The sequence below is a fragment of the Bradyrhizobium sp. CCGUVB23 genome, assembly GCF_024199885.1.
Classification (GTDB): domain Bacteria; phylum Pseudomonadota; class Alphaproteobacteria; order Rhizobiales; family Xanthobacteraceae; genus Bradyrhizobium.
This window is the reverse complement of record NZ_JANADQ010000002.1, coordinates 93,422-108,287: the sequence shown is the minus strand read 5'-3', so window position 1 is coordinate 108,287 and position 14,866 is coordinate 93,422. Positions and strand designations below refer to the sequence as shown.

Annotated in this window: 6 protein-coding genes and 6 pseudogenes; 8 read left to right on the top strand and 4 right to left on the bottom strand. The window is 59.5% G+C overall.

Annotated elements, in window-relative coordinates; all coding sequences use genetic code 11:
• Positions 1-91: 91 nt before the first annotated feature.
• From NLN62_RS48560 to NLN62_RS48550, 3 genes are read left to right on the top strand one after another with little or no spacing between them, the layout of a single operon-like run.
• The gene (locus NLN62_RS48560; RefSeq protein WP_254107167.1) at positions 92-1,417 is read left to right on the top strand and encodes a transposase; all 1,326 of its coding nucleotides are present in this window, start codon (positions 92-94) and stop codon (positions 1,415-1,417) included.
• Positions 1,395-2,225 (top strand): thioesterase domain-containing protein, encoded by an 831-nt coding sequence (locus NLN62_RS48555; protein WP_254113945.1) that lies wholly within the window; start codon positions 1,395-1,397, stop codon positions 2,223-2,225. Before NLN62_RS48560 ends, NLN62_RS48555 begins: the two co-directional genes overlap by 23 nt.
• Positions 2,222-3,769, top strand: a complete 1,548-nt coding sequence (locus NLN62_RS48550) for a hypothetical protein (RefSeq protein ID WP_254113944.1) — start codon at positions 2,222-2,224, stop codon at positions 3,767-3,769. Before NLN62_RS48555 ends, NLN62_RS48550 begins: the two co-directional genes overlap by 4 nt.
• 149 nt (positions 3,770-3,918) lie before the next feature.
• Here the strand turns inward: NLN62_RS48550 and NLN62_RS48545 are convergent, their stop codons facing one another.
• The 4 genes and pseudogenes from NLN62_RS48545 to NLN62_RS48530 all read right to left on the bottom strand — a co-directional run.
• Positions 3,919-5,346: an MATE family efflux transporter gene (locus NLN62_RS48545; protein WP_371933155.1), complete on the bottom strand. Its 1,428-nt coding sequence runs from the start codon at positions 5,344-5,346 to the stop codon at positions 3,919-3,921.
• A 563-nt stretch (positions 5,347-5,909) separates the two neighbouring features.
• Positions 5,910-6,402, bottom strand: a pseudogene (locus tag NLN62_RS48540) (DDE-type integrase/transposase/recombinase); the annotation flags it as partial.
• A 425-nt stretch (positions 6,403-6,827) separates the two neighbouring features.
• Positions 6,828-7,670: a host specificity protein gene (locus NLN62_RS48535; protein WP_254113943.1), complete on the bottom strand. Its 843-nt coding sequence runs from the start codon at positions 7,668-7,670 to the stop codon at positions 6,828-6,830.
• Between the two features lie 131 nt (positions 7,671-7,801).
• Positions 7,802-8,407 (bottom strand): annotated as a pseudogene (locus NLN62_RS48530) (IS630 family transposase); the annotation flags it as partial.
• A gap of 319 nt (positions 8,408-8,726) precedes the next feature.
• Here NLN62_RS48530 and NLN62_RS48525 point away from each other — a divergent pair.
• The 5 genes and pseudogenes from NLN62_RS48525 to NLN62_RS48500 form a co-directional block, all read left to right on the top strand.
• Positions 8,727-9,626 (top strand): annotated as a pseudogene (locus NLN62_RS48525) (IS110 family transposase); the annotation flags it as partial.
• A gap of 145 nt (positions 9,627-9,771) precedes the next feature.
• Positions 9,772-10,377, top strand: coding sequence for a recombinase family protein (locus NLN62_RS48520; protein WP_254106652.1), 606 nt, complete (start codon positions 9,772-9,774; stop codon positions 10,375-10,377).
• Between the two features lie 15 nt (positions 10,378-10,392).
• Positions 10,393-13,361: pseudogene (locus NLN62_RS48515) on the top strand (Tn3 family transposase).
• Positions 13,362-13,388: 27 nt separating this feature from the next.
• Positions 13,389-13,664 (top strand): annotated as a pseudogene (locus NLN62_RS48505) (transposase); the annotation flags it as partial.
• A gap of 404 nt (positions 13,665-14,068) precedes the next feature.
• Positions 14,069-14,824: pseudogene (locus tag NLN62_RS48500) on the top strand (IS256 family transposase); the annotation flags it as partial.
• Positions 14,825-14,866 lie beyond the last annotated feature (42 nt).

Below are 14,866 nucleotides of genomic sequence, written 5' to 3'. Positions count from 1 at the left end.
GGTTGCTGCGATTCATCGTGCCGATTCTACCGATGGGATGCAACATGCCCGCCTTCTCCCCCGCTCTTGCGATCCGCTGCCGCCGCGTTTTGTGGCCCGGCTTGCCGTCTTCACCGATCTGTTCACACGCCCCACTTGGCTGAATGTTCTGACGCTGCTCGCCGGCGTTATCCTGGCGCCCGGCCGGCGCACTGTCACGGCGGCGCTGCGCATCTTAGGGCGGGAGCGCGATCGCGATTTCTGTACTTTCCATCGCGTCCTCAACCGAGTGGCGTGGTCGTCGCGGGCCGCGGCAGGCCACCTGCTGCTCCTGCTGATCAAGGTCTTCGTGCCGGCCGGCGAGGCGGTGGTGATCGGGCTCGATGACACCATTGAGCGGCGCTGGGGGCCCAAGATCAGCGCCCGCGGCATCTATCGCGATCCGGTGCGCTCCTCCAAGGGGCACTTCGTCAAAGCCAGCGGCCTGCGCTGGCTTTCTGCCATGTTGCTGGTGCGCGTGCCGTGGGCCGATCGCGTCATGGCGCTGCCTTTCCTCACGCTGCTCGCCCCCTCCAAACGCTTCTATGACGGCAAATCGCGCTCGCCCAAGACGCTGCTCGATTGGGCCCGCCAGGCCGCCCGGCAAATCCGCCGCTGGTTGCCCGATCGATATATCGTACTGGTCGCCGACAGCGCCTTTGCGGCCATCGAATTCCTTGCCGCAGTCCGCAAGCACGTCTGCGTCGTCACCCGCCTGCGCCTCGATGCCAACCTGTTCGAATTTCCCCGACCAAAGCGCAAAGCTCGTGGCCGCCCTCCAATTCGAGGCAAGCCCCACAAAAAACTCTCTGCCATCCTCAAGGATCGCAACGTGTCCTGGACGCGTTATCGGGTCAGTCTCTGGTACGGCCGAACCAATCGCACCGTCGAGATCGCAACCGGCACTGCGCTGTGGTATCGCGGCGGTGTTCCGCCGGTGCCGATCCGCTGGCTGCTCGTCCGCGACCCAACCGGCGAACTCGACCCACAGGCTTTCCTGGCGACCGATCTCAACGCTCATCCCCGCGACATCCTCGCTTGGTTCGTCAGTCGCTGGCAGGTCGAAGTCACCTTCGAGGAAGTTCGCGCTCACCTCGGTGTCGAGACCCAGCGCCAGTGGTCGGACAAAGCCATTCTGCGCTCCACCCCGATTTTGCTCGGCCTCTACTCCATCATCACTCTATGGACCCACGACCTCGCCAAGGCACGAAAGCTGAAGCCCAGAACCGCAGCTTGGTATCCAAAAGCCACCCTGACCTTTAGCGATGCGATCGCCGCCGTTCGACGCCAAATATGGGCTCATCAGATTTCTTTCATGTCCCGGCCGCGCCGTGACAGCATAGAAATTCCGCGCCATATCTGGCGCCGGATGGAGAATGCGCTCGCCTACGCCGCATAAATCGGCCAAAGTCGAGCTTAGCTTGGCGCAAGAAATGGACATAGACTGTCCTGTTTATGCTCTGCCATGGCCGTCTTTCGACGAACTGTATCCACCAACTCTTGAAGCGATAGCCGCGCAAGTAATCTCGGTGATTAAAGAGATTCAGCCGAAAGGCCCGTATCGTTTCGCCGGGTATTCCTCGGGAGCCATCTTGGCTTACGCAATTGCCCAGCGCTTGCTAAGCATCGATGAAACCGTCTCATTCATGGCTTTCATCGATGTTACGCTACCTGCAAACCCATTGAGCATGTCGCAAGCTCAAATAGTACTGGAGATGGTGTTGGACCCTTTGGAGTCATTGGATGATGAGCGCTTTAAAGTCCTGGAGGGCTTTGCTGGAGAAGGTTCAATCGCCCAATTGCTCGAAAAAGCGCAACAAGTTGGAGCGATGCCTCTAAGTCGCGATTTCCATAGTGACTATCTCATGTACGAAAAAATTGCCCAATTCCAACGGGCGTTGCAGTTGTATCAAATGCCAGCTCTGTCAGTCAAAGTACATCAGTTTTATGCCACTGAGCCTCTCCTCAGTCGTCGGGCCCGACAAGCCGAGAGCTCAATGGATCGAGAGGCAAGTTCGCCCATGCGGGGCTGGGACCAAGTTTTGAATGCTGAAGCCATTCATGTCGTACCCATTCCAGGCAATCACATGACGATGATGAGTGTTCCGGAAAATCGCCGAGTTCTGGCACGATCCTTGTCCACGGCCTTAAATAGCTCGCCAACAACCTACCTCTGCAACAATAAACGTTCGGATATGGAATCATGACGCGGCTCTTCCACGCTGGCTCTTATCTTCCGCCAACTAACGAATTGTTGACTGAGGGGGGCGATGAGCGGATTCAACTTGACCCGAGGGGAGTGACCAATAAATACGGGTGCCAACCTAGCCCCGACAGCGGCCTGCTTGCATTTGGTTCTGCGACGGCGTCCACGATCTCTGAAGCTGGATATTTTGCGGCTGAGCAGATCCGAAGCAGGCTGTTGGCGACCTTGCATGGCGATAACGTAGCAGAAATCTATTTGGCGGAGATCTCCAGGATACGCAACGAATTCCTTGATCTCTACGGCCTAAGACAAGTTTCCAGAGTTGAGGCCATTGTGTGTCGGTCTGCGACGGACGCTCACATGCTCGCCGCGAAACTAGTGGCCGGAAGCCCTGCGGCAAAGATGTTGGCAATTATGGTTCAATCATCGGAGACCGGGAGCGGTGTCGCGGACGCTTTGACTGGAGCTATGCATCCTCAGTACGCAGCCCAGGATGCTTCGGGTGCAACAGGTAACCTCCGCAACTCCATTGATGTTGAAATGATCGCGATTCGCACCAAAGACTGCAGGCTCCGATCGATTGCGACCATTGATGATGAACTCGAAGCGATGGTATCAAGGGCTGTGACGCGGTACGATCGTATTCTAGTCGTGCTGACCGACCTTTCGAAAACTGGAGTGTTGGCTCCGAGTCCCACTCGGGTGCTAGATCTAAAGCGTCGCTGGCCTGATGCCATCGAAATTCTTGTCGATGCAGCTCAGTTCCGTTTGGCGGCAAGCACGTTACAGAGCTATCTCACCGCGGATTGTCTTGTGGTCATCACTGGGTCCAAGTTTGTGGGCGGTCCCGCATTTTCCGGGATGTTACTGATTCCAGCGGCGGCTGCGTGCCGCTTGATGAAGCACCCCGTGAATTTCTCGCTCAGTGAGACTAGCGCACGCGCGGAATGGCCACAACATTGGCCTGGCGTCCGCTCACTTGACCATGTCAGTAACTTTGGACTGCTTTTGCGCTGGGAGGCTGCCCTCGCGGAATTGCGCGCCTTCTGCGCTATTCCAGACCAGGATGTTGGAAAGGTCGTCCAATCTTTTCGCGATGCGATTGGCTCCTGGCTCGGCGAGGCCTGTCATTTTGATCTGCTAGAACAACCGGGCTTGCATCGCTTTCCCTCGGTGGCCGGAGAGCCGTGGGATCGGATGCCGACGATCTTTCCTTTCCTTTTGTTTCGAAGCGATCAGGGAGCAGGACGAAAGCCGCTGCCTGCCAAAGAGGTCAACAAAGTCTACATGCAGATGAGGGAAACCCTGGTCACGGCAGAGGGCTTGCCGGAGAAGTCCAAGACATTGGCTTCGCGCTGCGAATTGGGGCAGCCGGTTCTCTGTGGCGAGTTGGAGGGAACGGCCGTGGCTGCTCCGCGTCTATGTCTTAGCGCGAGATTAATCGTGGAAGCAGTCGCTGCCCGAGATCGAGGTCTCAACTGCCTGATCGAACGAGGACTCACTTTGCTTGAAAAGGCCGCTTTCCTCGCCAGCAACATGTCCTAGGTCTCATAACATTTGAGCCGCGGGGCATCCACTTTTCCAAGAATGCGTTGATGGTGGTGTCGAGCGCCCTGACCTTCGGCCCGCCGCGCCAGCCGGCGCAAACCGCTGCAAAATCCGTTCGAACCCGAACCGGCCGCGATCGTATGCGCTCAAGCATCGCTTGTGAAAACGAGTCTGCTCGTCAGCCGCCACAAACGCATGACAAGGAGCGCCGCGTAGACGGCCGTCCCGATTGATAAGCCAATCCAAATACCGATTGCGCCGAGGCCCATTTTCAAACCGAGCAGGTAGCTGAGGGAAAGGCCGACCAGCCAATAAGCGATGCCAGCGAACAGAAGCGGCACGCGCGTGTCCTTCAATCCGTGAAGGCTGCCCGCAGCGATGCTCTGCACGGCGTCGGTAACAAAAAAGCTTGCGCCGACCAAAAGCAGCTCTGCAGCGAGTCCAATCGTCGCGCCGGCATTTATGGACGATTCGCCCAAAAATAACTCAGCGATCTCAAAACGGGCCGCGATCACCGCAAGGGTCACAACTGCAGTGATTGCGACACCGAACAACATCGCGACCAGACCCGCGCGCTTAACGGCAGAGACGTCATTGCGGCCTGCAGCGTGTCCCACCCGCACGGTCGCCGCCATGCTGATGCCGAAGGGAATCATGAGCAAAATCGTGGCAACCTGGACGGCGATCTGGTGGGCTGCAAGCGCAGTGGTGCTGGTCGCGCCTACCAGGAAGGCCGAAGCAGAAAAAAATCCAGACTCGATCAGAATGGCCATGGAGATCGGCGTCCCGACCCCAAACAGCTGCCGCATCAGGGGCCAATCGAGGCGCCAGAGATCTGCAAGCACGTGGTAGTCATGGAAAGGTCGACGCTTGGTGACGAACCACAAGGCGGTCAAAAACGTCGCGCAGTTCACCATCGTCGTCGCAAGACCCACTCCTAACAGTCCGAGCTGTGGCAGCCCAAGCTGGCCGCAGACCAAGAGAAAGACCAACAGCGCATTGATGGGAATTGCCACCAGCGTGATCCACAAGGCTGGCTCGGGCCGGTTAATCGCAGCCATGAAACTACGGACGGCGGAGAACCACATGGCTGGCAGCGCGCCCCAGGCGAGCCCAAACAAATATTGCTGCGCAAGCCGAGCCGTTTCCGGAGGGGAGCTGAGTGCAAGCAGAAGTTCTTCGCCATACAGCGGAAAGGCCATCATTGGCATCCACAGTAGGAGCGCCGCCCAGAATCCCGTACGTAGGCAGCGTGCTACCAGAGCCGGATTGGCTGCGCCAAAAGCCTGAGCCGAAAGCGGCGCCACTGCTGACACCACGCCTGAGGCGAAGGTGAGGCTGATGGACAAGACTGTGCCCGCCAGCACTGCCGCTGCCATCGCTTCGGCGCCGATCCGTCCAATGAACGCAAGATCGGTCGTCATCATCGCGATTTGCCCGAGCTGAGTCAGCGCCATTGGGAACGCGAGTCTCGCTGTTTCGCTGAGCTCGACAGCGAGGTGATGGCAAGCCATCCATCTTGGCAGTCCATACCGCAAACGTGACGTCGCATTTGTTCCGGTTATCTTTTCCATAGAGGTTCTGCTCGGTTGGCTTCTTGTAAAGCAAACCGCTTCACTGAGAGCATCCTCCTTCCGCTCTGGTTCGCGACGGCACCCGATGCGGACCCACTATCCAGCGTGGCAGCGAAGCGCAGGCGAGCTCCTGTCCTACATTGGCGCCGGTTTCTGGCGAATTTCGACAAGCACCAGGGACTATGCCGGGCCGTATTGGTTCGACTGCAATCCTATTAAGTGGAGCGTTCGCCATTTTTGTTACTCGTTGAAAGCTTCTGCGCGAGAGACGTCGTCCCGATTTCGAGATCGTACAATTCAACGCTACGTGCGATTCAAGCCCCCTCAAGAGCCCCTTGTGTGCTTGGGCCGAAACCGAAAAAGAGAGCAGACGTGCGCATTATTGATGCTGGAGTCATCGACTTTTCGAGAAGCACTAAGGCTACGAGAAGAGCTCAAAGCGAAGTTCTTTCGTGCTCAATCGGATCTGGCCAGGTACAAGGCGGAGTTGTCGAAACTCGAGCAAAGGGTGGTCAGGGATCTGGTGAACCGCCCCGGGTTTGCCGGAGGCCATTTGGTTTAAGTTACGCCGCCATGGCGGGTTGTTCCAGCATAGCGTAGTAGCGTTGCTCGGCTTCGGCCGGCGGTATGTTGCCGATGGGCTCCAGAAGCCTTCGGTTGTTGAACCAATCGACCCATTCCAGGGTCGCGAACTCGACCGCCTCGAAGCTGCGCCACGGCCCGCGTCGGTGGATCACCTCAGCCTTGTAGAGACCGTTGATGGTTTCGGCGAGGGCGTTGTCATAGGAATCTCCGACACTGCCGACCGAAGGCTCCACGCCGGCTTCGGCCAGGCGCTCGGTGTATTTGATCGAGACGTATTGGGCGGACCCTGTCGCTGTGGTGCACGAGCCCGCCGCGGTGGACCGGCCGTCGATCATGCAGGGCCTGCTCCAACGCATCGAGCACGAAGCCTGCGTGCGCCGTACGCGAAGCCCGCCAGCCCACGATCCTGCGGGCATAGGCGTCGATGACGAAGGCGACGTAAACGAAGCCGGTCCAGGTCGCGAATGGAGTAAGAAGCGCATAAGCGCTTCTCCTCCCCGAACCGTACGGGCACCTTTCAGCGCATACGGCTCTCCGTTCAAGTCTGGTTGTGAATGCTGATCGAACATTGACCCCCATCGGCGTCGTCGAGACCCTTTCAGGCCGTTGATTTCATTGATTTGAGATGACGGGACCCCTACGCCGATCATGGTCGAGACCCCACGCCGAAACACAGATTGCTCGGATGCGTACCTCCACTGCTGGATTGGGTGCAGACGTATCGAGGCCCTGTTTATTCGGCGAAGCATGACGTCCGGCGAGTTCCGGCAACGAATTGCAAGGCCGACATCCAGGCGCACAGAAGGGAGCGCGTGCTGCGGGCATGCGCTCCCTTCTGTGGTTAAGACTTTTGCGCCAGCAATGACGCGTGATCAGTCATTTCCAGGCAGGTCTCGTCATTCCGAATCGGAGTGCTCCATAGACAGTCCTGCCATGTAGCGCTCCAAGTAGAACGCAGGATCATCGTCAGAGGATGCCGTCTCGAATCTCCCGGTATCATTGCCATCTGCATTGGAAAGATACTTTGTAGGCTTGTCTACTCGCTGCCACTGGTCGTTGTCGTTCTTCGTCCACACCTCGGGATGCTCGTGAGGATCAAGCACCCAGTAATTGCGGCCGAAGTGGTCAAAACCCATTTCCGTCAGACGGGGCTCCATGCCTTCTAAGGCAGGACGTGACAAGACCAGCGGATAGTCGCCATCCATTCGCAATTGATGTTCCAGCAGAATATCGCCCGCGTTCGCGACCTGCGGATGAGTAATGCGAAGGTCTACCACGGACGTGATATCGTTACGCCCATACCGTCGCAGAAAACGTTCTCCTTTGATCGTGGCTGCGCCTCCTGCTCTTAGAAGCCCGACACTTTCGTCACCCAACTGATAGCTGTAAAATTTCGCCTTTATATTCGGGTCATCGTAAGTGCTGGTATAGCCTCCAGCAACCATTGCTGCGCGCTCTGCTTTCTCGGATACGAAATTCGAGTACTCTTGCGGGTTAGCGGCGATGTGCCTGATGTCGCTACCCAAATATCTCCTCACTCCTTCCATGAAGGAAGATCGGTCAATCTCTATGACGGGAGGATTGGAAGCGAGAGTGTATCGCGTCGTTGATGATGACTCACCTGGCTCCATACCCGCCACCGCTTCCGAAAAGCGGGAGCTCTCTCCTTCCTCTCCCCATTCATCAGCGTGGCTCGCGCTTGTGGACTGGTCGGATGCCCCAACGATTCTGCCATACATCAGATTCGCTCTCCTATCGGCAAATTGCACGCTGTTGAGCTCGTGCCGCGCAAGCTCTACAGGCGAGGATACCCTGCCTAGCTGACCGCAACCTGACCCAGGCAAACCAGCTGTCTGCTCCCACGCGCGGGCTAGTAGTTCATCACAGTGATGTTGACTCTTTGGGATAGGCGCGGCCGAGGCGGCGCAAGTTGTGGCCGACGGCTGAGAGGACGACGTAGTTTGGCGCGGGCTTTATCTGTTGTGAACATCCATTTGATGAGGGCTCGGGTTTTATTCCGCCTCTTTTGCCATGCTGCGATCTCGTTTCGGAGCCTTTTGGGATCGTCGATGCGGCGGCCGAGACACTGGCGCTGTAGCACGCTGATCTCGCACTCGACCATATTGAGCCAACTGGCGTGCTTCGGGGTGAAGTGGAATTCGAGGCGGCGCAGGATGCGCCGGGCCTCGGCGGGCGCGAAGGCCTCATACAGCGCCCCAGGCTTGTGGATCGACAAATTGTCCTGCACGACACGGATGCAGGCGGCGTCGGGATAATGGACGTCGACGAGATCACGCATACAGTGGGCGTAGTCCACGGCGGCGCGGCGGTCGGTGACCTTGACGTTGCGCCAGCCCCGATGTGGATCGAAGGTGACAAAGAGATTGGCGGTGCCGTTGCGGCGATACTCGTAGTCGTAGCGCTCGCGCTGTCCCGGTTGGGCCGGGACCGGCTGGCGCACCTCGCCGATCAGCTGGACGGCAGTAAAGGGGCTCAACCACAGGCGCCGTCCCGCGCTGATCGAGCACGCGCAGGAGAATATCAACGAACGATGAGTTGCTGCACGATCCTGTGACGGCCGCCGGTGCGCGCCGCGAGGGCCCTGCGGTCAGGTCAAATCCTGAAGCGCGGCATTGCATCCCGTACGAACAGCCCCTGGTGATAGAGCTATGGCCGAAACTGGGTGATGACGGGTTGAGAGAGGCGGCGTATCGAGATCCCATGGGTGGATGGTAGCCGGCATTTTTGGTGCAGAATGTGGTTGCCAATAACACACATGCTGAGGGACCATGCTTATGGCCGCACGATCCGAACAACCGACTACCATCCGCACTGATCTTAGCGCAATTTTCGTTTCCTTGGAGCTCAGTCGCTCGACCTGGTTGATCACGTCGTTGTCGCCGGGAAGCGGCGAGAAGATGTCAAAATATTCGATGTCGGCTGGCGACGTTTCGGGATTGTTCGCGTTATTTTCGAAGCTGCGCGAGAAAAGTCGTGCCAGGACCGGACAAGCCTATCCGATCGTGGCCATTCAAGAGGCCGGCCTGGACGGCTTCTGGATTCACCGGGTCCTTGAGAAGGAAGCTATTGAAAGTCACGTCGTGGATCCGGCCTCAATTGCGACGTCGCGCCGATCCAGGCGAGCAAAGACCGATCGTATCGATGGGGAGGCGTTGTTGCGGACCCTAATGGCATACAAGCGAGGAGAGCCGCGCGTGTGCTCCATGGCGCGAGTTCCTTTGCCTGAGGAAGAGGACAGACGCAGGATCACTCGCGAGCGCAAGGCTCTGATCATCGAACGTATCGCACACGTCAATCGCATCAAAGGTCTATTATTCTCGCAGGGGATCGCCAATTATGAGCCGCTGCGCAAGGATCGACGACAGCGGCTTGCCGATCTGCAAACTGGCGATGGACGTATGCTGCCAGCGCATATGAAGGCGCAGCTCTGCCGGGAGATCGATCGGCTCGAGCTCTTGCTAAAACAGATCAAAGCGGTTGAGGACGAGCGCGATGCGCTCATCGCTGCGGCACAATCTGCTGCAGCAACGCCGGAACCTGTCGCGATGCTGCTCGACCTCAAGGGCGTCGGCACCGAGTTCGCCGCCGTTTTGTGGTCTGAAGGGTTGTTTCGCCATTTTGACAATCGTCGTCAAGTTGCCGCTTACGCGGGGTTGACGCCGACGCCTTGGCAGGGGCTCCGTGGGAATCTCTGCAATAATACCCGCTAGGAGATTTTTGCGCGTCGAAATCGACGGGGTGACCGGGCAATTATTTACGCGACAAACCCTGTCGGAATGTAAGACTGTGCGGCAACTCGGAATTTGAGGTTTGTCGTGCATGTTGATTGGTTACATGCGGGTATCGAGCAGTGATGAGCGGCAGTCGGTTGCCTTGCAGCGCGACGCCCTGCTCGCGGCCGGGGTCGATCAGCGTCACCTGCATCAGGATCGCGCTTCGGGCGCGCGCGACGATCGGCCGGGGCTGAAGGCTTGCCTTGCAGAATTGTGCGAAGGTGACGTGCTGGTCGTTTGGAAGCTCGACCGTCTGGGCCAGTCACTCTCCCACCTGATCCGGATCGTTGAGGATCTGAAGATACGCGGGGTCGCCTTCCGCTCGTTGACGGAAGCGATCGACACGACGAATTCGCACGGCGCATTCCTGTTCAACCTGTTTGGCACGCTTGCCGAATACGAGAGAGTGCTGATCACGGAGCGGGTCAACGCTGGTCTGGCGGCGGCAGGCCGGCGCGGTCGCAAGGGCGGCAGGCCACCGACGATCGACACCGAAAAGGTCGAGCAGATTCTGGCGGCGCTGGAAGCCGGCGCCAGCAAGGCGTCGGTGTGTCGGACATTCAAGGTGCCGCGCTCGACGCTCATCGACACATTGCGGCGAACCGGATGGACCGGACCGGGCAAAGAAGATGAGCCTGCTCCCCCAGTTTGAGAGCGGGTGTGACCGATGGCCTTCCTCGACGCGCAGTCGCGTACCGTTCTGTTCGACCCACCCGACGTTTATGAAGAGGCGCTTGCGCGCTATGCGCTGTCCGCTGAGGACATCGCTTTCGCCAGGGCGCATCGCCGATCGCATAATCGTCTGGGTTTTGCCATCCAACTCGCCCTGGTGCGTGATCTCGGTCGTCCGCTCCGCGCTGGGGAAGTTCCGCCTCAGGCGGTCGTCTCCGTTGTCGCCGACCAGCTGGGCATCGACGCTGCGGTGTTCGCACTCTATGCCCAGCGGGAGGAAACCCGTCGAGAACATACGCGGGAGATTGTCGTCGCACTGGATCTCCAGCCCGTCCGGGCGAGCGATTATCGATCCCTGATCACCGCGGCGGCACGCGATGCCGCCGCGACCGAACAAGGCGAGCCGATCACCAAGGCCGTGATCGAAGCCCTGAAGGACAGGAAGCTGCTCGTTCCTGTGCCGGAACTGCTGATACGTCTGGCGATGGCGGGCCGGGCGGCAGCGCGACGACAGGCTTATCGCGGCTTGATCCGGGGCATGGAGCAACCGTCCATCGAGGCGCTTGATCAGCTTCTCATCGATCGGTCCGGCGATCGGAGCCATCTCGGCTGGATTGCGGAAGCGCCGGAGGGGACGAAACTGAAAAACCTCAAGGGCCTGATTGCCCGGCTTGAGGTTCTGCGTTCGGCGGCGATTTCCGATGAGCGGCGTAAAACGATCCATGCCAACCGCTATGGCATCATCGCCCGGGACGCCCGCATTCTGCATGCCCGTGAGATACGACGCCTGACATCCGAGCGCCGCTACGCCACGCTGACGGCGTTCGTCATCGAGAGGCAGGCGGCAATCACCGACCTTGCGATCGACATGTTCTGCAAACTGATCGGCAGCACCCGTCGCAAGGCTGAACTGAGCCGCACAGAACGCCGGCTGAAAGAAGCCGAGATTCTTGATGGGGTGGCGCTCGATCATCTCAAGCTCGGCGAGGCGCTTCTGGCCGCCCGTGAGAGCAACACCGATCTCGCATCCGCAATTGCAGTCTCACTCGGCTGGGACGGATTGACCGCCAGCATGGCGGCAGCCAGGTCCGTTGTGCGCCCCGATCGCAGCGACGAATTCGATGAGCTCATAGAGCGGCACAAATCGCTGCGAAAGCTGGGCAGGCTCATGTTCGGCGCGTTCTCTTTCCGGTCGTTTCGTCCCGATGATCCGGTTTTGAGGGCAGTGGATCATCTGCGTGCGCTCTACAGTGGCAGGAAACTACCCGCGCAGGTGCCGTTCGCGTTCATGACCCGCAAGTGGCGGCGACGTGTGCGCTCGGACGGTGTCACCATCGACCTGCGGGCCTGGGAAGTGGCGGTGCTCGTTCACCTGCGGGAGCGCCTGCGGGCCGGCGACATATGGGTTGATGGCAGCCGAGCATGGCGCAGTTTCGAGGATTATCTTCTGCCTCGACCGATCTTCGCCCTGATGCGCGCCGAAGGGCGGCTCGGGCTTGCCATCCCTGACAGCTTTGCCGAATGGCGAGCTGAACGAACCGCCACACTCGACGCGAAACTCAAAGAGCTGGCAAGGGCGGCGGCCGCCAACGCCATTCCAGATGCGGCTATTTCCGACAAGGGTTTGTCGGTCTCCCCGATCCGCGAGGAGGAGCGTGACAGGATCGTCGCGCTCAGCCGGCGTCTTTATATCCTCGTGCCCCGGATCAGGATCACCAGCCTGCTTGCTGAGGTCCACAGCTGGACCAGGTTCCTTGACAGCTTCACACACTATCGCACCGGCGAGATGGCGAACGATGAGGCAGCACTGATGGCCGCTATCCTTGCCGACGCCACCAATGCCGGTGCTGAACGCATGGCGGAAAGCTCACGCGGCGTCACAATCCACCAGATGATGCTAATGGTGGATCGGCATCTACGATCAGAAACCTACGCCACGGCGACTGCCGTGCTGGTCGATGCGCAGCAAGCCCATCCGTTCGCCGAGGTCTGGGGCGACGGTCATATCTCCTCCTCGGACGGGCAGTTCTTTCCGGCAGGCGGGCGCGGTGAAGCCAGCTCGAATACAATGCAAAATACGGCAAAAGACCAGGTGCCTCGGTCTATGGCTTCCTGTCCAATCGTTTCGCCTCCTTTTTCTCCCGGATGATCCAGGCGTCCGAGAGCGAAGCGCCCTACGTGCTCGACGGCCTCCTTCACAACGAGAGCTCGGTCGAAATCCATGAGCATGCAATCGATACCGCCGGCGCGACCGAAACGACATTCGCTATGTTCCACGGCTTCGGCTATAGGCTCATTCCCCGTATCCGCAATCTCGGCAATCGCAGGCTCTTCGTCATCGATCCCGACCCGGCGTACGAGCCGCTCGGGGCGCTGATCGCGGGAACCGTCAACATGGATGTCATCGAGCAGCACTGGGATGAGGTCTTGCGGCTGAAGGCATCGATCGGCGCCGGCCTGGTGCCGCCGTCCGTCATCCTCAAGAAGCTTGCCGCATCGCCTCGGCAAAACCGGCTCAATCAGGCGCTGCGTGAAATGGGCCGGATTGAACGCTCGATCTTCATCTGCGACTGGTTGCTCGACACCAAGCTCCGGCGCAGATCGCATGCCATCCTCAACAAGGGTGAAAGCCGTCACGCCCTTGCCCGGGCGGTCTTCCTCCACCAGCTTGGCGAGCTGCGCAACCGCGTGGCGGAAACCATGGCCTATCGGGCGTCAGGTCTCAACCTCGTCGTCAACGCCATTATCCTGTGGAACACCGTCTATCTCAGCCGCGCTGTCGATTATGTCCGCACCCAGGGCATCGATATTCCCGCCGAGCTGCTCTCCCAGGTCGCACCGCTTCCCTGGGCTCATATCGCACTCACCGGCGACTATCTCTGGAACGAAATTGACCGACCCCTCGAACGCTTCAGGCCGATCCGCGCTAACCGTTTCAATCCAAACAACTTCGCTTTCCCTTAGCGGGTATTATTGCAGAAATGCCCACGGAGCCCCTGGCAGAGCGGATCAATTGATCACGAGCAAGGGGTATCGAAAGCGGGTAACCCAAGGCTACGGACGACAATGATCCAAATGGCTTGGCTGTGGCTACGACATCAGCCTAATTCCGCGTTGGCTCAGTGGTTCAACGAACGTGTTCGGCGCAATGGCGGTCGCTTGAAGAGGTCTACGATTGTAGCGCTCGCGCGCAAGCTACTCGTTGCACTCTGGAAGTATGTAACTGCGGGCATCATTATCGAAGGCGCCGTCCTGAAGAACAAGTAAACATCGGCTGCAGCTCAAACATCAACTTCTTCTAGAAATCTACCAGGACTCGATCTGTCTTGGCGGATTCAGGTCGGCGAACCGTACCCGCCTCTGGCGAAATGCCGTTTTTCGAGAGTGGTTTCGCCACCCTGAGCCCCGCCCGCGCGCAAGCGGGATATTGGTGCAGCCGCAATGAGCGGCGACCGAATGTGAGGTTGACCAGGCTCGGCAAACCAGCCGCGTCACGCAATCGGGCTCAGAACTTGAATGCCGTTTTGGAGAATTGCTCATGCTTTGCGATGAATGATCTTGACACGGCGCGCCCCCATGTGAGGCGGGTGTCGAGCCTGCCAGAACCTCAAGGAGAGCGATACGCCATGAACGAGACTACCAAGATTCTCCCCTTCCGTCAGCGGTCGGCGGTTGACGATCCACTGACAGAAATCCTGCGCAATGGAGCCCGTGATCTGCTCGCCAGGGCGGTCGAAATCGAACTGCAGGCGTTTCTGGAGACGACGGCGGAGCTGAAGCTGCCGGGTGGCCGCGCCCGTGTGGTCCGGCACGGCCATGGCCCTACGCGCAAGGCTGCCACGGGGATCGGCGCAATCGAGGTCGCCCGGCCCAAGGTGAGAGACCGCGGCGCCAGCTCAGCCGATCGGATCCGCTTCAGCTCGGCGATCCTGCCGCTGTGGGCGCGGCGGACGAAGAGCCTGGATGCCCTGCTGCCGATCCTTTACCTGCGCGGCATCTCGACCGGCGACTTCCAGGAGGCGCTGTCGGCGCTGCTCGGCAAGGACGCGCCGAACCTGTCGCCGTCGGTGATTGCACGCCTGACGGCCGACTGGCAGGCCGAGTACGAGCGTTGGCAGCGACGTGACCTGTCGGCGCGGCGCTACGTCTATCTGTGGGCCGATGGGGTTTATTTGCAGGCCCGGATGGAGGATCACAGCGAATGTATCCTGGTGCTGGTCGGCGCGACGCCGGAGGGCCGCAAGGAATTGGTCGGCTTCCAGGTCGGCGCCCGCGAGAGCGCCCAGAGTTGGCGTGAGCTCTTGATCGATGTGAAGCAGCGCGGCCTGCGGATCGCTCCCCAAGTGGCGGTCGGTGACGGTGCGCTGGGGTTCTGGAAGGCCCTTGACGAGGTCTTCCCTGGCACGCGCCACCAGCACCGCCGGTGTCTGCGCGCTCACCGCCGTCGCATGCGCTGGGGCTGCAGTACC